The 20,716-nt window shown below is 63.4% G+C and carries 16 protein-coding genes; 11 read left to right on the top strand and 5 right to left on the bottom strand.

What is annotated here, in order from left to right; translation table 11 throughout:
- The first annotated feature begins 148 nt into the window (after positions 1-148).
- Positions 149-2,122: a BCCT family transporter gene (locus E2H86_RS14445; RefSeq protein WP_133328874.1), complete on the top strand. Its 1,974-nt coding sequence runs from the start codon at positions 149-151 to the stop codon at positions 2,120-2,122.
- A 24-nt stretch (positions 2,123-2,146) separates the two neighbouring features.
- Here the strand turns inward: E2H86_RS14445 and E2H86_RS14440 are convergent, their stop codons facing one another.
- From E2H86_RS14440 to E2H86_RS14430, 3 genes are read right to left on the bottom strand one after another with little or no spacing between them, the layout of a single operon-like run.
- Positions 2,147-2,560: a DUF1850 domain-containing protein gene (locus tag E2H86_RS14440; protein ID WP_133328872.1), complete on the bottom strand. Its 414-nt coding sequence runs from the start codon at positions 2,558-2,560 to the stop codon at positions 2,147-2,149.
- Positions 2,557-4,584 (bottom strand): TRAP transporter permease, encoded by a 2,028-nt coding sequence (locus E2H86_RS14435; protein WP_133328870.1) that lies wholly within the window; start codon positions 4,582-4,584, stop codon positions 2,557-2,559. The genes E2H86_RS14440 and E2H86_RS14435 overlap by 4 nt, the downstream gene beginning before the upstream one ends.
- 29 nt (positions 4,585-4,613) lie before the next feature.
- Complete coding sequence (locus tag E2H86_RS14430) at positions 4,614-5,564, bottom strand: TAXI family TRAP transporter solute-binding subunit (RefSeq protein WP_133328868.1); 951 nt, start codon at positions 5,562-5,564, stop codon at positions 4,614-4,616.
- A gap of 232 nt (positions 5,565-5,796) precedes the next feature.
- On the opposite strand from E2H86_RS14430, the gene E2H86_RS14425 reads away from it, so the two are divergent.
- Both E2H86_RS14425 and E2H86_RS14420 read left to right on the top strand, forming a co-directional pair.
- Positions 5,797-7,833, top strand: coding sequence for an NADPH-dependent 2,4-dienoyl-CoA reductase (locus E2H86_RS14425; RefSeq protein WP_133328866.1), 2,037 nt, complete (start codon positions 5,797-5,799; stop codon positions 7,831-7,833).
- A gap of 118 nt (positions 7,834-7,951) precedes the next feature.
- A complete protein-coding gene (locus E2H86_RS14420; RefSeq protein ID WP_133328864.1) occupies positions 7,952-8,845 on the top strand; it encodes a 1-aminocyclopropane-1-carboxylate deaminase/D-cysteine desulfhydrase in 894 nt (297 codons plus the stop codon).
- Here the strand turns inward: E2H86_RS14420 and E2H86_RS14415 are convergent.
- The gene (locus E2H86_RS14415; RefSeq protein WP_133328862.1) at positions 8,836-9,381 is read right to left on the bottom strand and encodes a cytochrome b; all 546 of its coding nucleotides are present in this window, start codon (positions 9,379-9,381) and stop codon (positions 8,836-8,838) included. The genes E2H86_RS14420 and E2H86_RS14415 overlap by 10 nt on opposite strands.
- Before the next feature lie 135 nt (positions 9,382-9,516).
- Positions 9,517-10,542, bottom strand: coding sequence for a DUF1853 family protein (locus E2H86_RS14410; RefSeq protein ID WP_133328860.1), 1,026 nt, complete (start codon positions 10,540-10,542; stop codon positions 9,517-9,519).
- Here E2H86_RS14410 and E2H86_RS14405 point away from each other — a divergent pair.
- The 8 genes from E2H86_RS14405 to E2H86_RS14370 all read left to right on the top strand — a co-directional run bounded on the left by E2H86_RS14405 (position 10,541) and on the right by E2H86_RS14370 (position 20,658).
- Complete coding sequence (locus tag E2H86_RS14405) at positions 10,541-11,431, top strand: NAD(+) kinase (RefSeq protein ID WP_133328858.1); 891 nt, start codon at positions 10,541-10,543, stop codon at positions 11,429-11,431. The genes E2H86_RS14410 and E2H86_RS14405 overlap by 2 nt on opposite strands.
- Positions 11,431-12,402 (top strand): metallophosphoesterase, encoded by a 972-nt coding sequence (locus E2H86_RS14400; RefSeq protein WP_133328856.1) that lies wholly within the window; start codon positions 11,431-11,433, stop codon positions 12,400-12,402. Before E2H86_RS14405 ends, E2H86_RS14400 begins: the two co-directional genes overlap by 1 nt.
- Complete coding sequence (locus E2H86_RS14395; RefSeq protein ID WP_133328854.1) at positions 12,399-13,277, top strand: rhomboid family intramembrane serine protease; 879 nt, start codon at positions 12,399-12,401, stop codon at positions 13,275-13,277. Before E2H86_RS14400 ends, E2H86_RS14395 begins: the two co-directional genes overlap by 4 nt.
- A 13-nt stretch (positions 13,278-13,290) precedes the next feature.
- The gene (locus E2H86_RS14390) at positions 13,291-13,551 is read left to right on the top strand and encodes a YeaC family protein (RefSeq protein WP_133328852.1); all 261 of its coding nucleotides are present in this window, start codon (positions 13,291-13,293) and stop codon (positions 13,549-13,551) included.
- Positions 13,548-14,378 carry a DUF2797 domain-containing protein gene (locus E2H86_RS14385; protein ID WP_133328850.1) on the top strand — a complete coding sequence of 277 codons (831 nt, stop codon included), beginning with the start codon at positions 13,548-13,550 and terminating at the stop codon, positions 14,376-14,378. The genes E2H86_RS14390 and E2H86_RS14385 overlap by 4 nt, the downstream gene beginning before the upstream one ends.
- Positions 14,379-14,390: 12 nt before the next feature.
- On the top strand, positions 14,391-17,063 hold the full coding sequence (gene pepN, locus E2H86_RS14380; protein ID WP_133328848.1) for an aminopeptidase N: 2,673 nt from the start codon (positions 14,391-14,393) through the stop codon (positions 17,061-17,063).
- 185 nt (positions 17,064-17,248) lie between these two features.
- Complete coding sequence (locus tag E2H86_RS14375) at positions 17,249-18,262, top strand: WD40/YVTN/BNR-like repeat-containing protein (RefSeq protein ID WP_397466001.1); 1,014 nt, start codon at positions 17,249-17,251, stop codon at positions 18,260-18,262.
- Entirely contained in the window at positions 18,259-20,658 is a 2,400-nt protein-coding gene (locus tag E2H86_RS14370) for an efflux RND transporter permease subunit (protein ID WP_165976074.1), read from the top strand. Before E2H86_RS14375 ends, E2H86_RS14370 begins: the two co-directional genes overlap by 4 nt.
- The last annotated feature ends 58 nt before the right edge of the window (positions 20,659-20,716 follow it).

Raw genomic sequence — 20,716 nt, 5'->3', positions numbered from 1 at the left:
TGCGAAGCCGTGGCTAAACGTTACAGAGCATGCACGTAACCCCCTAATATTTGAGATTTAATTGAACTGACGGTACGGTTTTCAGCACCAATGCGTCGCACACCACCCGGTGTGGGCACGCTCGTATCCAGAATAAGGAGAACTGCCGATGACCGAAGAGGCAAAACGCAGGAGCACTCTCAACCCTCCCGTCTTCTACACCAGCGCACTGCTGGTTTTTCTCCTCGTGCTTTACGCCACGGCCTTTCAGGAAAATGCCCAGGCACTGTTCGAAGAAGTGCAGCAATGGATCATCACCAACGCCAGCTGGTTCTACATTCTGACCGTGGCACTGGTCCTGATCAGCGTGGTGTTTCTCGCCGTCAGTCGTTATGGCGACATCAAGCTGGGGCCTGACCACAGCGAGCCGGACTACCCGAACAGCAGCTGGTTCGCCATGTTGTTCTCGGCCGGCATGGGCATCGGCCTGATGTTCTTCGGGGTGGCCGAGCCGGTGATGCATTTCACCTCTCCGCCGGTGGGCGAGGCCGGAACCGTGGCGGCCGCCCGTGAAGCCATGAAGATCACCTTCTTTCACTGGGGGCTCCATGCCTGGGCGATCTACGCCATCGTCGCACTGATACTGGCCTACTTCAGCTTTCGCAACGGGCTGCCGTTGACCCTGCGTTCGGCGCTCTATCCATTGATCGGCGAGCGGATCTACGGGCCGATCGGCCACGCAGTGGATATCTTCGCCATCCTCGGCACGGTATTCGGTGTAGCCACTTCGCTGGGTTATGGCGTTCTGCAGATCAACAGCGGCTTCCACCATGTATTCGGACTGCCGATCAACACCACCGTGCAGGTGATTCTGATCACCGTGACCTGTGCCCTGGCCACGCTCTCGGTGGCCAGCGGCCTGGACAAGGGCATCCGCATCCTCTCCGAGTTGAACCTGGGCCTGGCCGTGGTCCTGATGCTGTTCGTGCTGATCCTCGGCCCGACGGTATTCCTGCTCCAGGCCTACGTGCAGAACACCGGCGCCTACCTGTCCGAAATCGTCAACAAGACGTTCAACCTGTTCGCCTACGAGCCCACTGACTGGATCGGCGGCTGGACCTTGCTGTACTGGGGCTGGTGGCTGTCCTGGTCGCCGTTCGTGGGGTTGTTCATCGCACGTATTTCACGGGGACGGACAATTCGTCAGTTCGTCTGCGGTGTGTTGTTCGTGCCCGCCGGTTTCACCTTGCTGTGGATGACGGTGTTCGGCGATTCGGCCATTCACATGATTCTCAATGATGGTATCCAGGACCTGGCCACCGTGGTCGGGCAGGACAGTTCATTGGCCTTGTTCGCCTTCCTTGAGCACTTCCCCTGGTCGACGGTGATTTCCCTGATCGCGGTGCTGATGGTGGTGGTGTTCTTCGTCACTTCCGCCGACTCGGGCGCGCTGGTGGTGGACATGCTCGCCTCGTCCGGCAAAGGCCATTCGCCCTTGTGGCAGCGGATATTCTGGTCGGTGTGCATTGGCGCGGTGGCCATCGCCCTGCTCCTGGCCAATGGGCTCAAGGCGTTGCAGACCGCGACCATTGCCAGCGCCTTGCCGTTTGCGGCGATCCTGTTGCTGGCGATCTGGGGACTGTTCAAGGCGCTTGGCCTGGATGCCACGCGGCGCGGCCTGCGCAACCAGGCCTTGCCCGGCTCTCGGCATCATCCCCAGACCCACGGCGGTTGGCAGCGTCGGCTGCGCAATATCGCGATGATGCCGCGTCGTGCCCACGTCACGCGTTTCATCGCCGAGGTGGTCAAGCCTGCCTGTGAGGAAGTGTCCCAGGAGCTGCGCAAGCAAGGCTATGACGTGGCGGTCGAGGAAAAGGAAGACGGCCGGGTTGCACTCGAACTGTCGCACGCAGGCGAAGGCCGGTTCAGGTACGAAGTGCGTCCGCGTGCGTTCACCACCCCAAGCTTCGTGATGCGTGACACCGACGATGGCGCCGAATCACGCAAGTACTTCCGTGCCGAGGTGCATCTGCGTGAAGGCGGACAGGATTACGACATCATGGGTTGGAGCCGGGACGAGGTGATCGGCGATATCCTCGATCAGTACGAGCGCCACCTGCATTACCTGCATGTCGTCAGCTGAGTGATCAAAGCACAGCTGCGGCGATCAGGGCACGCTGTTATCTGCCCTGATCGCTGGCAGCGGGCAAGCCCAGAAATCCACTGCGGCGATGTCCTTGCGCGGTGGGCCCAGCCAGTGGGCGAGGGGCTGGCAGCCTGCTTGCGTACATATTTGGTAATCGCCCGCCTCGGGCGTGCGTCCCGCATGCAGCGGTTGCAGCGCAGGCATCTGGCGGGTGTAGTGCCAGGTGCCATCGCGTAGCTGGGCCTGGTCGGGGATTTCCATGCCGGCGCCGCTGCCGCGCACCCTGGCTTCCTTGAGCAGCAAGCCTTCGGGCGTCACCTGGTAATCTTCTTCCCAGCGGATCTTTTCGATGCTGTGGTTCCAGGCCAGGGTGAAGGCTTGCAGGGGAAGGCTGGCCCACACCACCCCTGCCAGGCCCAGGCACAGTCCGGTCAAAGGGCCTGCCTCACTGCCGGACGGTGTCGCCAGCTGTGCCAACCCAGCACCGCTGCGCCCAGCGCGAAGCCCAGTTCGTCACTGATGGGCAGGGCAAGTATCAGGCAAATCCCCGCGATAAGCGCCAATAGCCGTTCCCACCAGGGCATGGGCGCAGTCAGGTGGCCGATCGAGGCACAGCCCCACAGGGCGACGGCGAGGATGGCTTTGAGCAGCATGTACAAGGTGGCGGTAATGCTGTCGCCCTGCATCATCAGCGCCGGATCGTAGACCGCCATGAATGGCACCACGAAGCCGGCCAGAGCGATACGCACCGCCCAGACGCTGATCAACAGGCCCTTTTCCTTGGCGATGGGCGCCGCGGCGAAGCAGGCCAGCGCCACCGGTGGCGTCAAGTCGGCGAGTATGCCGAAGTAGAACACGAACATGTGCGAGACGATCAGTGGCACGCCCAGTTCGAGCAAGGCCGGTGCGGCGATGGAACTGGTGATGATGTAGTTGGGAATGGTCGGGATACCCATGCCCAGCACCAGGCAGGTCAGCATCGTCAGTAGCAGGGACAAGAACAGGTTGTCACGCCCCAGGTCGAGGATATAGCCGGCGAAGGTGGTGGCCAGCCCGGTCAGCGAAATGACGCCGATGATCACCCCGACCAACGCGCAGGCGATACCGACCGGGACGGCATGCCGTGCACCTTCGGCCAGTGCCATGACGCAGGCCCGCAGCGTCGCGCGGCCACCCTGGACGAACCAGCAGGCCAGCGCCAGTGCCGCGATGACCAGCAAGATGACGCCGATCCCCATGCGGAAGAAGCCCGAACACAGCAGTCCCAGCGCGATCCAGAACGCCGCGCGCAACCAGCCTTGGTTGGCACGCAGGATGATCGCCGAGCCGAGAATCACGATGGCGGTCAACGCCAAGCCAACCATGCCCGAGTACAGCGGGGTCCGCCCCGAGAACAGCAGGGCGACCAGGACCAACAGCGGAATCAGCAGGAACCAGCGCTGGCGCAGTGCGGCCCAGGCGCTGGGGCACTGGTCGCGGGGTAGGCCATGGAGCTGGCTGCGACGTGCCTCCAGGTGCACCATCCAGTACACCGAGCCGAAATAGAGCAAGGCCGGAATCAGCGCAGCTTTGGCCACCTCGGCATAGGGCACGTTGATGGTTTCGGCCATGATGAAGGCCACTGCGCCCATGACCGGCGGCATCAACTGGCTGCCCATGCTCGAAGTGGCCTCTACGCCACCGGCGAAGGCCGGTGAGTAACCGAAGCGTTTCATCAAGGGGATGGTGAACTGGCCGGTGGTGACCACATTGGCCACACCGGAACCGGTGATGGTGCCCATCAGCGCCGAGGAAAACACCGAGACCTTGGCGGGTCCGCCGCTGCGATGGCCGAACAGGCCCATGGCGAAATCGGTGAACAGGCGAATCATGCCGGCCTGTTCGAGAAAGGCGCCAAAGAGGATGAACAGGTAGATGTAGGTCGCCGAGACGTAGGTCGGGGTGCCATACAGGCCCTCGGTGCCGAAGGCCAGTTGGTTGACCAGTTGGTCCAGGCCGTAGCCGCGATGGGCAAGATCTCCCGGTAGGTACTGCCCCAGCAAGCCATAGGCCAGGAACAGGGCGCAGATGATCGGCAGCGCGATCCCCATCACCCGCCGCGCTGCCTCGAAGACCAGGCCGATCAAGACCAGCCCCAGTACCAGATCGGTCGACGTGAGCTCACCCGAACGCTGGATCAGATCGCCTTCGAAGTACCATTGATAGACAGCGGTTGCCATGCCGGCCAGGCCCAGCAGCCAGGCTAGCGGCTGCCATGGTCGGTGCTGGCCACGGAACGGATAGCAGAGGTAGACCACCAGCAACAGCATGCCGACGTGCACCGCTCGCAATACCTGGGTGGAAATCAGTGGAAAGGCCGCCGTGGCGATCTGGAAGATGGAAAAGGCCAGGGCCACTGCGAACAGCGCCTTGGGCCAGCGTTCGGCATTGGCGTGCAGGCCCTGTGTAGGCTCGCTCATGGATGACACCCTCTGGCACTGAAGTGGACTCACGGAAGCAACTGCTTTTCCTTGAAGTAGCGTTCGGCACCTGGGTGCAGGGGAATCGGCAGGTTCTTCGCCGCCTGCTGTGGGTCGATATCCTTGGCTGCAGCATGGGCGGTGGCCAGGCGAGGGAGGTTGTCGAAGATCAGTTGAGTCATCTGGTAGGCCAGTTCGTCGCTGATATCCGAACGGGTGACCAGGATATTGGTGATGGCCGCGGTGGGGACATCCTGATCCTGCCCGTCATAGGTCTTGGCTGGAAGAACGGCCGGTTGGTAGGCGCTGTTGCCGATCTTTTCCACCACATCGGCTGGGATTGGCACGAATACCACTGGCAATGTCGCCGCCAGGTCGCGGATGGCCGCCTGGCCCAGGCCCGAGGACTGCAAGGTGGCATCCAGCTGGCGATTCTTGATCAGCTCGACCGACTCGGCATAGGGCAGGTATTCGACCTTGCTCATGTCATCGTAGCTGAGCCCGGCAGCCTTGAAGATCGCGCGCGCATTGAGCTCGGTGCCGGATTTCGGCGCGCCCACGGAGATGCGTTTGCCTTTGAGATCAGCCAGTGTCTGGATACCGGACTCCTTGCTGGCGACGATCTGGATGTAGTTGGGGTAGGTGCCGGCGATGGCGCGCAGTTTCTTCAAGGGGGTCTTGAAGCCAGCCTCGGCGTCGCCGTTCCAGGCGTCGGCCACCGAATCACCCAGGGCGAACGCTAGCTCACCACGGCCGGACTGCAGCAGGTTGAGGTTCTCGACCGAGGCCTTGGTGGCTTGCACGGACGTCTTGCTGCCTTCGATTCCGTGGCTGTAAAGCTGCGAGATGGCTACCCCCACGGGGTAATACACCCCACTGGTGCCGCCGGTGAGGACATTGATGAAGGTCGGTGCGGCCTGCGCGGTTGCGCACAGCGTCAGGACGGTGCTGGCCATTGCCAGACGAAGGGCTCGGATCATGGGGCGTTCTCCATTTATTGTTGTTGTGTGCTGCGCCATTAAACCTAGAACGAATAAGACCATTCTGCCCAACTTTCACGAACAGCGTTGTGCAGATTGGCCATAAAATTGTCAGTTATGATCATTGAGGGTGTTAAAACACCTGTTTAATGTCGGCGCCAAGACAACCGACGGGGCCCGCTGACGACGAGGCATCCGCATCCCGTGATCTCGCCATTGAAGGAACCGTGCCATGGCTGCCAATCGCTATCCGCACCTGCTGGCCCCGCTCGACCTGGGCTTCACCACCCTGCGTAACCGCACCCTGATGGGCTCGATGCACACCGGCCTGGAAGAACGCCCCGGCGGTTTCGAACGCATGGCAGCGTACTTCGCCGAGCGCGCCCGCGGGGGTGTCGGTCTGATGGTGACGGGTGGCATCGCGCCAAACGACGAGGGAGGGGTGTACTCCGGGGCGGCCAAACTCAGTACCGAACAAGAGGCCGAGCAGCACCGCATCGTCACCGAAGCGGTACATGCCGAAGGCGGCAAGATCTGCCTGCAGATCCTTCACGCCGGACGCTATGCCTACAGCCCCCGCCTGGTCGCCCCCAGCGCGATACAGGCCCCGATCAACCCGTTCAAGCCCAAGGAACTGGACGAGGCGGGGATTCAGAAACAGATCGATGACTTCGTCAATTGCGCCGTACTGGCCCAGCGTGCCGGCTACGATGGCGTCGAGGTGATGGGCTCGGAAGGCTACTTCATCAACCAGTTCCTGGTCGCCCATACCAACCACCGCAGCGACCGCTGGGGCGGCAGTTACGAGAACCGCATGCGCCTGGCGGTGGAGATCGTCACCCGGGTGCGCGAGGCGGTGGGGCCGAACTTCATCATCATCTTCCGCCTGTCGATGCTCGACCTGATCGAGGGCGGCAGCACCTGGGAAGAGATCGTGCAACTGGCCAAGGCCATCGAGCAGGCGGGCGCCACCTTGATCAACACCGGCATCGGTTGGCATGAAGCGCGTATCCCGACCATCGCCACCAAGGTGCCGCGGGCGGCGTTCACCAAGGTCACCGCCAAGCTGCGGGGCGCGGTGCGACTGCCATTGATCACCACCAACCGCATCAACACCCCTGAGGTGGCCGAGGCAGTACTGGCCGAGGGCGATGCCGACATGGTCTCGATGGCCCGGCCATTCCTGGCCGACGCCGACTTCGTCAACAAGGCGGCTGCCGGGCGTGCCGACGAGATCAACACCTGCATCGGCTGCAACCAGGCCTGCCTCGATCACACCTTCGGTGGCAAGCTGACCAGCTGCCTGGTCAATCCACGGGCGTGCCACGAGACCGAGCTCAACTACCTGCCGGTGCGTGCGGTCAAGCGCATTGCCGTGGTCGGTGCAGGCCCTGCCGGCCTGGCGGCGGCTACGGTTGCCGCCGAGCGTGGGCACGAGGTGGTGCTGTTCGATTCGGCCGAGGAGATCGGCGGGCAGTTCAATGTGGCCAAGCGCGTGCCCGGCAAAGAAGAATTCAACGAGACCCTGCGCTATTTCCGTAACAAGGTGCGCACCACCGGCGTCGACCTGCGTCTGAATACCCGGGTGGATGTCGAGACCTTGCTGGCCGGAAGCTTTGACGAGGTGATCCTCGCCACCGGTATCGCGCCGCGGACCCCCGCCATACCGGGAATCGAGCACGACAAGGTGCTGAGCTACCTGGATGTGTTGCTGCAGCGCAAGCCGGTCGGCAAGGCGGTGGCGGTGATCGGTGCTGGCGGTATCGGTTTCGACGTTTCCGAGTACCTGGTGCACGAGGGCGTGGCTACCAGCCTGGATCGCGAGGCGTTCTGGAAGGAGTGGGGGATCGACACCCACCTGCAGGCGCGTGGAGGCGTGGCGGGTATCAAGCCTGAACCCCACGCCCCGGCGCGTCAGGTGTACCTGTTGCAGCGCAAGACCTCGAAAGTGGGCGATGGGCTGGGCAAGACCACTGGCTGGATCCACCGCACCGGGTTGAAGAACAAGCGGGTACAGATGCTTAACGGCGTCGAATACCTGAAGATCGACGATGCTGGGTTGCACATTCGCGTTGGCGATGGCGAGCCACAATTGCTGGCCGTGGACAATGTGGTGATCTGCGCCGGCCAGGAGCCGCTGCGGGAACTGCAGGATGGACTGGTGGCGGCGGGGCAGTCGGTGCACCTGATCGGTGGAGCGGACGTGGCGGCGGAGCTGGATGCCAAGCGCGCGATCAACCAGGGATCGAGGTTGGCGGCGGAGCTTTGAGGGGGGCTGAGGGCCTGGCTGGGGATTGGTAGCGCGGCGGATATCGAGCGCCGCGCGGGCGGCGCTCGATGTGCGCCCCACTGCAATTCTCAAGCGCACCCCTGCTAAGCTGCCCCCCATGAATCCCGACGATCTCCCCCAAGCCCCTCTAGAACCCCTGAACCTTCCCTGGCTCCACCAAGCCGAAATCGAGGTCGCCATTCTGCGCCTGGACCTGATCGACCCGCTGATCAGCGGCAACAAATGGTTCAAGCTCCGCCACCATCTGCAACAGGCTCGACAGCATGGCGCACCGGGACTGATCAGCCTCGGCGGCAACCATTCCAACCACCTCCATGCCCTGGCCGCTGCCGGCAAGCGTTTCGGCTTCGCCACCGCCGGCCTGCTGCGTGGCCATGCCCAGGACACGCCCACGGTGCGTGACCTGCAGGCCATGGGCATGCAGTTGCACTGGCTGGGTTACAGCGCCTACCGCGAGCGCCATGCCGCCGGTTTCTGGGTGCCATGGCAGGCCCGCTATCCCGGCTGGCACTGTATCCCTGAAGGTGGTGGTGGGCTGGCCGGGGCCGAGGGCTGTGCGCTGATGGTCGAGCAGGCCCGGGCGCAACTGGCAAACCTGGGATGGGCGGACTACCACGGCTGGTGGCTGGCCGCAGGTACCGGCACCACCCTGGCGGGGCTGGTGCTGGCCGAAAACGGCGCGCACGCGGTCCATGGCGCGCTGGCGGTGCCGGCGAGTCACGGGGTGGCAGAAGCGGTGGCGGCCTTGGCCGGTGCTGACGGCTACCAGTTGCATGAAGCCTGTCGGGGTGGTTTCGCCCGATTCGACGCTGATCTGTTGGCGTTCATCGCCGACAGCGAACGACACAGTGGTGTGCCGTTCGAAGCGCTTTACACCGGCAAGGCCCTGATGGCGCTGCACGAGCAGCTCGAGGCGGGGCGCTTCGCCGCCGGTACGCGGCTGATCTTCGTGCATACCGGCGGGTTGCAGGGGCGACGCGGTTACTTGTAGGGCAGCATGCGCACCAGCGTGTTGTCGCGTTGCACGTAGTGGTGGTACAGCCCGGCCAGTGCATGCAGGCCGATCAGCCAGTAACCCCAGCTACCTACGCGCTCGTGCCAGCCCTTGATGAATTTGGCCTGGTCGGGGTTCGGGCCGATCAGGTGCGGCAGCTCCAGCCCGTAGAAAGGCACGGGTTTATCGGCGGCGCTGAGGATCAGCCAGCCGGCCAGTGGCAGGCCGATCATCAACAGGTACAGCGCCAGGTGCATCAGGTGCGCGAGCCCGGTCTGCCAGGCCGGTGGCTTGGGCACGATCGGCGGAGTCGGGCGGCTCAGGCGAACGGCCAGGCGCAGCCAGACCAGCACGAACACACTCAGCCCGAGCATGAAATGCAGGTCCTTCATCAGATTGCGTTCGGCGCTGTCGCGGGGGAATTGACCGCGCAACTCGATACAGGCGTACACAGCGGCCAGCAGTATCAGCATCAGCCAGTGCAGGGCGATGGATAGGCGTGCGTAGTGGGCCGGAGGGGTGGATGCAACCATGGATTTTCCTCTTCATCAGGTCGACGGTGGCGCTCTTTTCGGCGCTCTGGGGTAACTGTAATCGGTATTGGGTTTAAAGCTTTGCGCCAGGTCGGTGAAAATTGTGTCGTTTAGGTCGACCCACGCTGACCTCCATCAAATTCCTGGCAGATTCGGCCAGCTGTCAGCCACCAGAAAGACCCGCTCGACCTCGTGCCAGGCACCATCGGATTCCTGCTGCAACCTGACCAGCAATTGCGCCGGGGCGTATTCCTCCAATGCCGCCAGCCACGCGGCGAACTGGGCCTGCGTCCAGCACTGCTCGGCCAGGACCCGCGCAGGCGCGAGCCAGGCGTGGCGTGGCAAGGGCTGCCAGCGGGCATCGCGGTTCCCCGGCCAATCCCGCCGGCGTACCCAACGCCCGCGTAAATGCCCTGGGTTGGCGCCGCTGGGCGATTTGGCATGGCCGGGGCAGGGGTAGAACAGATACCCACCCAGCCACAGGTGCGCCTGCACAGGGCCAACGCCAAGATCGGCCAGCAACTCGCGGCTGCGTGCAGTGCCCGACATCGGTAACTGGTGCCCGGCCAAGTGCGCCAGCTTGCTGCCCAGGCGGTCGTGGCAACCTGGTCCGAGCCATTGCGTGGCATCGTGCCCGTCGCCGTGGGTGGGCCCCAGATAAAGCTTGATCGCCAGCTCCAGGTGGTGGGCGCCGTCGCCATCGCGCAGCAGGATATCCAGCTCGCCCAAAGTGCGGCCCTCGGCGCGGATCGCCAGGTTGGCGGCCAGTAGTTCGACGCCTGGCGCCTGGGCCAGGGCAAATTGCCACAGGCCTTCGTAATACAGCCCCAGGCGCCGGCTGGTGATGCGTCCCAGCCAGGCGTGCAAGGTATGGGCATCGGCGTCCAGGGCCCGCAACCAGTCGTGCAGGCGCTGCGGATCGGACGCCCAGGCGCTACCGGCCAGTGGGTGGCGCTGGGGGCAGGGCGGGGCGTCGAGCAGCGGCGGCGAAAGCAGTGTCCAGGCCAGGTCGCGCACGGCGGGCTGGATCAGATCACGGGGCAAGTGCTGAAGTGGGGCGAAAGGCTTCATGCTGCGAGCATAGCCGGTTTGCCGCTGGCTGGTCGTTTCGCCCATAATCCCGGCATAGTCACCCGCCGCAGAGCCTCGCAGGAGCCCCATGGAGCAATTTCGCAATATCGGTATCATCGGACGCCTTGGCAGCTCGCAGGTGCTCGACACCATTCGCCGACTGAAAAAATTCCTCCTCGAGCGCCACCTCCACGTGATCCTCGAAGACACCATCGCCGAAGTGCTGCCCGGTCACGGTCTGCAGACGTCCTCGCGCAAGCTGCTGGGCGAGGTCTGCGACCTGGTCATCGTGGTCGGCGGCGACGGCAGCCTGCTCGGTGCTGCCCGCGCCCTGGCGCGGCACAACATCCCGGTACTGGGCATCAACCGTGGCAACCTGGGCTTTCTCACCGACATTCGTCCTGACGAGCTGGAAGAAAAGGTCGCCGAAGTGCTCGACGGTCACTACCTGGTGGAAAACCGTTTCCTGCTCAGCGCCGAGGTGCGCCGCCATAACGAGGCCATCGGCCAAGGCGACGCGCTCAACGATGTGGTCCTGCACCCGGGCAAATCGACGCGGATGATCGAATTCGAGATCTACATCGATGGCCAGTTCGTCTGCAGTCAGAAAGCCGACGGCCTGATCGTCGCCACCCCGACCGGCTCCACGGCCTACGCGCTGTCAGCCGGCGGCCCGATCATGCACCCCAAGCTCGATGCCATCGTCATCGTGCCGATGTATCCGCATACCCTGTCGGGCCGGCCGATCGTGGTCGATGGCAACAGTGAGCTGAAGATCGTGGTGTCCAAGGACCTGCAGATCTACCCGCAGGTCTCATGCGACGGCCAGAACCACTTCACCTGCGCCCCTGGCGATACCATCACGGTAAGCAAGAAGGCGCAGAAGCTGCGCCTGATCCATCCGCTGGACCACAATTACTACGAGGTCTGTCGCACCAAGCTCGGCTGGGGCAGCCGCTTGGGAGGTAGGGACGACTGATGCTCGATCCGGCGCGAAGTTTCGACATCATCGGCGATGTTCATGGTTGTGCACACACACTCGAACGTTTGCTCGATACCCTCGGCTACAAACGTGTCGCCGGTGTCTGGCGCCACCCTTGGCGCCAGGCGCTGTTCCTGGGCGATATCGTCGACCGCGGCCCGCGTATCCGCGAAGCGCTGCACATCGTCCATGACATGGTCGAGGCCGGCCAGGCGTTCTGCATCATGGGCAACCACGAGTACAACGCCCTGGGCTGGGTCACCCCGGCATTGCCCGGCAGCGGCAAGGCGTTCGTACGCGAACATACCCCGCGCCACGCGCGCTTGATCGACGAGACCTTGACCCAGTTCGCTCACCACCCGGCTGACTGGCACGATTTCCTCCAGTGGTTCTACGAGCTGCCACTGTTCGTCGACGCCGGGCGCTTCCGCCTGGTGCACGCCTGCTGGGACCCGCGCCTGATCGAACCGCTGCGCCAGCAACACCCCGACGGCTGTATCGACGAGCATTTCATCCAGGCGTCGGCCGTGTCCGGCAGCTTCGCCGCCACGGTGTGCAACCGCCTGCTGCGCGGTACCGACATGCGCCTGCCGGATGGCCTGACCTTGACCGGCGGCGATGGCCTGACCCGGGCCTTCTTCCGCACCAAGTTCTGGGAAGAAGATCCACAGACGTACGGCGACATCGTCTTCCAGCCCGACGCATTGCCTGAAGCGGTGGCACGCACACCGCTCGATCCCAAGCAGAAGAATGCCCTGCTGCGTTATGCCGAGGACGAGCCACTGCTGTTCGTCGGCCATTACTGGCGGAGCGGGCGGCCTGCACCGATCCGCGCCAACCTGGCCTGCCTGGACTACAGCGCGGTGCTGTACGGCAAACTGGTGGCCTATCGGTTGGACGATGAAACCTGCATCGACCCGCACAAGTTCGTCTGGGTCGATGTCGAGCGCCCACAGGTAACACCATGAATATCGTCGCGGTGATGCGCCTGCCGTTGCAGCAGGACCTCAGTGGCTTCGTCGCCATGTTGCAGCGCCTGGGGCTGCCACACCGGGTCAGCGTGGAGGGCGAGACGCAGGTGCTCTGGGCGCCGGACACCTTGGCCGGGCAGGTCGAGGAGCTGTATCGGCGCTTCCCGGATGGCAATGCCGACTTCGCCGGTCCGATGACCCCAGGCATGCCTGGCGGACCGGCGCCCCAGCCGTCCCTGCTGTTCCAGGCCCGCGCCTGCAAGGTCACCGCCGCCGTGCTGCTGCTGTGCCTGATCGTCGCCGGAATCACCGGTTTGGGCGACAACCTGTCTACCCTTCACTGGTTCACCTTCCTCGACTTCGACGTGCAGGGCGACTATCTGTATTTCACCTCGCTGGCCCAGGGCCTGAGTGAAGGCCAGTGGTGGCGACTGGTGTCGCCGATGCTGCTGCATTTCGGCGTCCTTCACCTGGTGATGAATGCCCTGTGGTACTGGGAGCTGGGCAAGCGCATCGAACTGCGCCAGGGCGCCTGGATGTTGCTGAGCCTGACCCTGCTGTTCAGCCTGGTATCCAACCTGGCCCAGCACTTCGCCAGCGGGCCGAGCCTGTTCGGCGGCTTGTCCGGCGTGCTGTACGGATTGCTCGGGCATGTCTGGCTGTTCCAGTGGCTGGCCCCGAGCCGCTATTTCAGCCTACCCCGGAGCGTGATCGCGATGATGCTCATCTGGCTGGTCGTCTGCCTGAGCGGTGTGGTCGATCAGCTCGGTTTCGGTCAGATCGCCAACGCCGCCCATGTCGGCGGACTGCTCATCGGATGCCTGACAGGGCTCTTGGGCGGATGGCTGGCCCGGCGTAAACTGTCGGCTTGATTTAGGAGACGCTATGTCCACTTTTGCGCAAATGATCGAGAACATCACCCCTGAGATCTACCAAAGCCTGAAGACGGCGGTGGAGATCGGCAAATGGTCGGACGGGCGCAAGCTCACCGCCGAGCAGAAGGAGCTGTCGCTGCAGGCGGTGATCGCCTGGGAGATGAAGAACCTTCCCGAAGAGCAGCGCACCGGCTACATGGGCCCGCAGGAGTGCGCCTCGAAGTCGGCGCCGATTGCCAACATTCTGTTCAAGTCGGACTCGGTACATTGATTGAAATCGCTCGTGGCTCGTTGAGCAAGATGGCGGTGCGCCTCGAAGGCCCGCTGGTGCAGTACAGCTTCCGCCTGGGTGAGACGCAGGTCCCGGTCAACCCCATGATTGGCCAGCGCCTGCGCCTGGAATACCTTGGCGCCATTCATTGCAGCCATTGCGGCAAGCGCACCAAGACCAGCTTCAGCCAGGGCTACTGCTACCCGTGCATGACCAAGCTGGCCCAGTGCGATGTGTGCATCATGGCCCCGGAACGTTGCCACTACGACGCCGGCACCTGCCGCGAGCCGTCCTGGGGCGAGCAGTTCTGCATGACCGACCACGTGGTGTATCTGGCCAACTCGTCGGGCATCAAGGTCGGTATCACCCGCGCTACCCAGTTGCCCACCCGCTGGCTCGACCAGGGTGCCAGCCAGGCCTTGCCGATCATGCGTGTAGCCACCCGCCAGCAGTCGGGCCTGGTCGAAGACCTGCTGCGTAGCCAGGTTCCGGACCGTACCAACTGGCGCACCCTGCTCAAGGGCGATGCCGAGGTGCTGGACCTGGTGGCGGTGCGCGAGCAGATCTTCGACGCCTGCGCCGAAGGCCTGCGCGGGCTGCAGCAGCGCTTCGGCCTGCAGGCCATCCAGCCGCTGCCCGATGCCGAGGTGGTGCAGATGACCTACCCGGTCGAGGCCTATCCGAAGAAAATCGTCAGCTTCAACCTCGACAAGGATCCCGTGGTGGAGGGCACGCTGCTGGGCATCAAGGGCCAGTACCTGATCTTCGACACCGGCGTCATCAACATTCGCAAGTACACGGCCTACCAGCTGGCCGTACTCCAGTAAAAGGACCTGCACATGCGCACCGAACAACCGCAAGTGATCTACCTCAAGGATTACCAGGCGCCCGAGTACCTGATCGACGAGACGCACCTGACCTTCGAGCTGTTCGAGGACCATACCCTGGTGCACGCGCAACTGGTGATGCGTCGCAACCCGGCACGCGGTGCCGGCCTGCCGCCACTGGTGCTCGACGGCCAGCAGCTGGAGCTGCTGCGTGCCTCGCTGGACGACCTGGAATTGCAGGCCGACGACTACCAGCTCGACGCCGACAGCCTGACCCTGCAGCCCAAGGCAGACCGCTTCACCCTCGATACCAGCGTCAAGATCCATCCGGAGAGCAACACCGCGCTGGAAGGCCTGTACAAGTCGGGCAAGATGTTCTGCACCCAGTGCGAGGCCGAAGGTTTCCGCAAGATCACCTACTATCTCGACCGCCCGGACGTGATGAGCACCTTCACCACCACGGTGATCGCCGAACAGCATCGCTACCCGGTGCTGCTCTCCAACGGCAATCCCGTCGGTAGCGGCACCTTCGAGAAAGGCCAGGGCGAAGATGGCCGGCACTGGGCGACCTGGGAAGACCCGTTCATGAAGCCGGCCTACCTGTTCGCCCTGGTCGCCGGCGACCTGTGGTGCGTCGAGGACAAGTTCGTGCGCCAGTCCGGCCGTGATGTCACCCTGCGCATCTATGTCGAGCCCGAGAACATCGACAAGTGCGACCACGCCATGGTCAGCCTGAAGAAGTCGATGCGCTGGGACGAGGAAGTCTATGGCCGTGAATACGACCTGGACATCTTCATGATCGTCGCGGTCAATGACTTCAACATGGGCGCGATGGAGAACAAGGGCCTCAACATCTTCAACTCCAGCTGCGTGCTGGCCCGCGCCGAAACCGCCACTGACGCCGCCCACCAGCGTGTCGAAGGCGTGGTCGCCCACGAGTACTTCCATAACTGGTCGGGCAACCGCGTGACCTGCCGCGACTGGTTCCAGCTGTCGCTCAAAGAAGGCTTCACGGTGTTCCGCGATGCCGAGTTCAGTGCCGACATGAACTCGCGCACGGTCAAGCGCATCGAGGACGTCGCCTACCTGCGTACCCACCAGTTCGCCGAGGATGCAGGCCCCATGGCGCATCCGGTGCGCCCGGACAGCTTCATCGAGATTTCCAATTTCTACACCCTGACGGTGTACGAGAAGGGCGCCGAAGTGGTGCGCATGGTGCGCACCCTGCTGGGCGCCGAGGGCTTCCGCAAAGGGAGCGACCTGTACTTCGAGCGCCACGATGGCCAGGCGGTGACCACCGACGACTTCATCAAGGCCATGGAAGACGCCAACGGCGTCGACTTCACCCAGTTCAAGCGTTGGTACAACCAGGCTGGCACACCGCGTCTGGAGGTCAGCGAGTCCTATGACAGCGCCGCGCAGACCTATAGCCTGACCTTCCGCCAGAGCTGCCCGCAAACCCCGGACAAGGTCGAGAAGCTGCCGTTCGTGATCCCGGTTGAACTGGGCCTGCTCGACGCCGAGGGCAACGACCTGGCGCTGCGACTGGTCGGTGAGGACGTTGCTACTCAGACCAGCCGTGTGCTGTCGGTGACCGAAGCCGAGCAGACGTTCACCTTCCAAGGCATCCAGGCCAAGCCGCTGCCGTCGTTGCTGCGTGGCTTCAGCGCTCCGGTCAAGCTGAGTTTCCCCTACGACCGCGACCAGTTGATGTTCCTCATGCAGCATGACAGCGACGGCTTCAACCGCTGGGAAGCGGGGCAGCAACTGGCGGTGCAGGTCCTGCAGGAGCTGATCGGCCAGTTCCAGCGCGGCGAAGCGATGGTCCTCGACCAGCGGCTGATCACCGCGCTCGGCACCGTGCTCGGCAACGAGACGCTGGACCCTGCCATGGTCGCCGAGATGCTGTCCCTGCCGGGCGAGGCCTATCTTACCGAGATCAGCCAGGTAGCCGACGTCGATGCCATCCATGCCGCCCGCGAGTTCGCCCGTCAGCAGATCGCCACGCAACTGTTCGATGCCCTGTGGGCGCGCTACCAGGCCAACCGCGAGGTATCGCGTCAGACCGCCTACGTGGCTTCGGCCGAGCACTTCGCCCGCCGCAGCCTGCAGAATATCGCCCTGTCCTACCTGATGCTCAGCGGTCAGGCGCAGGTGCTGGAGGCGACGCTGGAGCAATTCGAGCAGTGCGACAACATGACCGAGCGTCTGACCGCCCTGGCGGTACTGGTCAACTCGCCGTTCGAGGCCGAGCGGGCCAAAGCCCTGGAGGCCTTCGCCGAACACTTCAAGGACAACCCGCTGGTCATGGATCAGTGGTTCAGTGTGCAGGCGGCCAGTGCCTTGCCGGGTGGCCTGGAGCGGGTCAAGGCGCTGATGCAGCATCCGGCGTTCACCATGAAGAACCCGAACAAGGTGCGCGCGTTGATCGGTGCTTTCGCCGGGCAGAACCTGGTCAACTTCCATGCGGCCGATGGCTCGGGGTATCGCTTCCTGGCCGATCTGGTGATCGAACTCAACGCCCTGAACCCGCAGATCGCCTCGCGCCAGCTGGCGCCGCTGACCCGCTGGCGCAAGTACGATGACGCGCGCCAGGCGCTGATGAAGGGCGAACTGGAGCGGATTCTCGCCTCCGGTGAGCTGTCCAGCGATGTGTATGAAGTGGTGAGCAAGAGCCTGGCGTAAGCCTGGTAGATCCTGGGGCTGCACAGCAGTCCCAGCTTTTTGGCGGTTAACAAAACATAACGTCCCGTTCGTTGTAATCCTTCAAGCTTCCCCGATACGATCCGCACAAGCCTCTAATACAGGCTTTTCACAGCACAGACCCACCAATAAGAGCACAACAGGGGATGTTCATGAGGAAGCGGGTGATGACGCAGGCCTGGCGTAATGCCTGGCCGTTGGCGGCCAGCGCAATGCTGGCGCTGGCACTGGGGATGTGGGCCGACAGCGCGCAGGCCGCTGCAGCCGACGAATACTCGACCGAATCGGCCAAGGCCAGCCAGAGTCTGTTGATCGATGCCGCACACGCCGGCAAACGGCTGGTGGTGGTCGGCGATCGCGGCCATATCCTGTTTTCCGACGACCAGGGCAAGACCTGGACCCAAGCCCGCGTACCGACCCGGCAACTGCTCACCGCGGTCACCTTCGTCGACGACAAACGCGGTTGGGCCGTCGGTCATGACGCGCAGATCCTCGCCAGCAGCGACGGCGGCGCGACCTGGAGCAAGCAGTTCGAAGATCTGAGCCGCGAAGCGCCACTGCTCGATATCGGCATGCTCGACGCCCAGCACGGCTTTGCAGTAGGCGCCTACGGCGCATTGCTGGAAACCACCGATGGCGGCCAGCACTGGCAGGACGTCGCCGAGCGCCTGGACAATCCGGAGCAAATGCACCTCAACGGTATCGCCCGGATTACCGACAGCGGCCTGTTCATCGTCGGCGAGCAAGGCAGCATGTTCCGCTCGGCCGATAACGGCCAGACCTGGACCAAGGTCCAGAGTCCCTACGAAGGTTCGCTGTTCGGGGTGATCGGGACCGGCCAACCTCATACCCTGCTGGCTTACGGTCTGCGCGGCAATGTGCTGCGCTCCAGCGATTTCGGCGACAGTTGGCAGCCCATCGAACTTCAGGCCAATCGCGGCACATTCGCGTTCGGTCTGGCCAGCGCCAGCCTGCTCGACGATGGCTCACTGGTGCTGGTCGGCAACGGCGGCAGCGTGCTGCGCAGCCACGACCATGGCCAGCACTTCACCCTCTACAACCGCGCCGACCGCATCGCCCTGGCCGCCGCCACGGGTCTGGCCGACGGCGGCCTGTTGCTGGTGGGGCAGGGCGGTATCCATTTGGCCAACGCAGAAGGCGCCGCGCAGGTGAACCCATGACCAGTCGCGAAAGCATTGCCGTGCATCGGCACCACGGGGACAAGGCGTCCCTGCTCGAACGGATCATCTTCAACAACCGCCCGGCAGTGATCGTGCTGTGCCTGCTGGTCAGCGTGCTGCTGTTCTGGCAGGCCACGCAGATCCGTCCGTCCACCAGCTTCGAGAAGATGATCCCGCTCGAACACCCCTTCATCGAACAGATGATGGCCCACCGCAATGACCTGGCCAACCTCGGCAACACCGTGCGCATTTCGGTGGAGGCGGTCAAAGGTGACATCTTCGACCAGGCCTACATGGAAACCCTGCGGCAGATCCATGACGAGGTGTTCTACATCCCTGGCGTCGACCGTGCCGGGCTGAAATCGCTGTGGAGTCCCAGCGTGCGCTGGACCGAGGTGACCGAGGACGGTTTCGCCGGTGGCGAGGTGATCCCCAACACCTACGACGGCTCGCAGCAAAGTCTCGATGCCCTGCGTGACAATGTGCTCAAGTCGGGCCAGGTGGGGCGTTTGGTCGGCAACAACTTCAGGTCCAGCATCGTCGATGTGCCGTTGCTCGAGAGCTACCCTGACCCTCAGGACCCCGGCAAGCAGGTCAAGCTCGACTACCAGCAGTTCTCCCACCAGCTCGAGGAGAAGATTCGCGATAAGTACCAGGCGCAGAACCCCAATGTGAAGATTCACATCGTCGGCTTCGCCAAGAAGGTCGGCGACCTCATCGACGGTCTGGTGATGGTGGCGATGTTCTTCGGAGTGGCCCTGGCCATCACCTGGGCCCTGTTGTATTGGTTCACCTGGTGCATGCGCAGCACCATCGCCGTGTTGGTCACTACCCTGGTGGCGGTGGTGTGGCAGTTGGGGCTGATGCACGCGGTGGGTTTCGGCCTAGATCCCTACTCGATGCTGGTGCCGTTCCTGATCTTCGCCATCGGCATTTCCCACGGGGTGCAGAAGATCAACGGCATCGCCTTGCAGTCCAGCGATGCCGAAAACGCCCTGACTGCGGCGCGGCGCACGTTCCGCCAGTTGTTCCTGCCTGGGATGATCGCGATTCTTGCCGATGCCGTGGGCTTCATCACCCTGCTGATCATCGACATCGGGGTGATTCGCGAACTGGCCATCGGTGCCTCGATCGGCGTGGCAGTGATCGTCTTCACCAACCTCATTCTGTTGCCGGTGGCTATCTCCTACATTGGCATCAGCAAAAAGGCTATCGAACGTAGCAAGAAGGATGCGACCCGCGAGCATCCGTTCTGGCGCCTGCTGTCGAATTTCGCCAGTGCGAAAGTTGCGCCGGTGTCCGTTGCCCTGGCGTTGGTCGCCTTCGCTGGCGGCCTCTGGTACAGCCAGCATCTGAAGATCGGCGACCTCGACCAGGGCGCCCCGGAGCTGCGCCCGGATTCGCGCTACAACCAGGACAACAACTTCATCATCAGCAACTACTCGACCAGCTCGGACGTGCTGGTGATCATGGTCAAGACTCCGCCGGAGAGCTGTTCGATCCACTCGACCCTGGCGCCGATCGACGAGCTGATGTGGACCATGGAAAACACCCCCGGCGTACAGTCGGCGATCTCCCTGGTGACAGTGTCCAAGCAAGTGATCAAGGGCATGAACGAGGGCAGCCTGAAATGGGAAACGCTGTCGCGCAACCCGGACGTGCTCAACAACTCCATTGCCCGTGCCGACGGCTTGTACAACGCCGACTGCTCGCTCGCGCCGGTATTGGTGTTCCTCAACGATCACAAGGCCGAGACCCTGGAGCAGGTCACCGCGGCAGCCAGGGCATTCGCCGACAGCCATGACCGCGACGGTCTGCAGTTCCTCCTGGCGGCCGGTAATGCCGGGATCGAGGCGGCCACCAACGAGGTGATCAAGTCTGCCGAGTTGACCATTCTGGTGCTGGTCTATCTGTGCGTGGCGGCGATGTGCATGATCACCTTCCGCTCGTTCGCGGCGACCTTGTGCATCGTCCTGCCGTTGGTGCTGACCTCGGTGCTGGGCAATGCGTTGATGGCCTTCATGGGGATTGGCGTCAAGGTGGCCACCTTGCCCGTGGTCGCGTTGGGTGTGGGCATCGGCGTGGATTACGGCATCTATATCTACAGCCGCCTGGAGAGCTTCCTGCGTGCCGGTCTGCCGTTACAGGAAGCCTACTACCAGACCCTGCGCTCGACCGGCAAGGCAGTCCTGTTCACTGGGCTGTGCCTGGCCATCGGCGTGTGCACCTGGATCTTCTCGGCGATCAAGTTCCAGGCCGACATGGGGCTGATGCTGACCTTCATGTTGCTGTGGAACATGTTCGGTGCGCTGTGGCTGCTGCCGGCACTGGCGCGATTCCTGATCAAACCGGAAAAGATGGTCGGCAAGCAGGGCGGCTCGATCTTCGCCCACTGAGGAAAGAAGGGGCCGCGCAGCGGCCCCAAGGCTATAATGCCGCCTCTTTTTCACCGGG

This window comes from Pseudomonas putida, from assembly GCF_004357765.1.
In the GTDB taxonomy this organism is placed as follows: Bacteria; Pseudomonadota; Gammaproteobacteria; order Pseudomonadales; family Pseudomonadaceae; genus Aquipseudomonas; species Aquipseudomonas putida_U.
The sequence above is the reverse complement of the archived record's forward strand: the minus strand, read 5'-3'. Positions and strand labels throughout refer to the sequence as shown.

What these genes read in the sequence shown, in the direction of transcription:
- E2H86_RS14445 (WP_133328874.1), top strand. Translation starts at nt 149, where the DNA reads ATGACCGAAGAGGCAAAACGCAGGAGCACTCTCAACCCTCCCGTCTTC.
- E2H86_RS14435 (WP_133328870.1), bottom strand. Translation starts at nt 4,584, where the DNA reads ATGAGCGAGCCTACACAGGGCCTGCACGCCAATGCCGAACGCTGGCCC.
- E2H86_RS14430 (WP_133328868.1), bottom strand. Translation starts at nt 5,564, where the DNA reads ATGATCCGAGCCCTTCGTCTGGCAATGGCCAGCACCGTCCTGACGCTG.
- E2H86_RS14425 (WP_133328866.1), top strand. Translation starts at nt 5,797, where the DNA reads ATGGCTGCCAATCGCTATCCGCACCTGCTGGCCCCGCTCGACCTGGGC.
- E2H86_RS14420 (WP_133328864.1), top strand. Translation starts at nt 7,952, where the DNA reads ATGAATCCCGACGATCTCCCCCAAGCCCCTCTAGAACCCCTGAACCTT.
- E2H86_RS14415 (WP_133328862.1), bottom strand. Translation starts at nt 9,381, where the DNA reads ATGGTTGCATCCACCCCTCCGGCCCACTACGCACGCCTATCCATCGCC.
- E2H86_RS14405 (WP_133328858.1), top strand. Translation starts at nt 10,541, where the DNA reads ATGGAGCAATTTCGCAATATCGGTATCATCGGACGCCTTGGCAGCTCG.
- E2H86_RS14410 (WP_133328860.1), bottom strand. Translation starts at nt 10,542, where the DNA reads ATGGGGCTCCTGCGAGGCTCTGCGGCGGGTGACTATGCCGGGATTATG.
- E2H86_RS14400 (WP_133328856.1), top strand. Translation starts at nt 11,431, where the DNA reads ATGCTCGATCCGGCGCGAAGTTTCGACATCATCGGCGATGTTCATGGT.
- E2H86_RS14395 (WP_133328854.1), top strand. Translation starts at nt 12,399, where the DNA reads ATGAATATCGTCGCGGTGATGCGCCTGCCGTTGCAGCAGGACCTCAGT.
- E2H86_RS14390 (WP_133328852.1), top strand. Translation starts at nt 13,291, where the DNA reads ATGTCCACTTTTGCGCAAATGATCGAGAACATCACCCCTGAGATCTAC.
- pepN (WP_133328848.1), top strand. Translation starts at nt 14,391, where the DNA reads ATGCGCACCGAACAACCGCAAGTGATCTACCTCAAGGATTACCAGGCG.
- E2H86_RS14375 (WP_397466001.1), top strand. Translation starts at nt 17,249, where the DNA reads ATGACGCAGGCCTGGCGTAATGCCTGGCCGTTGGCGGCCAGCGCAATG.
- E2H86_RS14370 (WP_165976074.1), top strand. Translation starts at nt 18,259, where the DNA reads ATGACCAGTCGCGAAAGCATTGCCGTGCATCGGCACCACGGGGACAAG.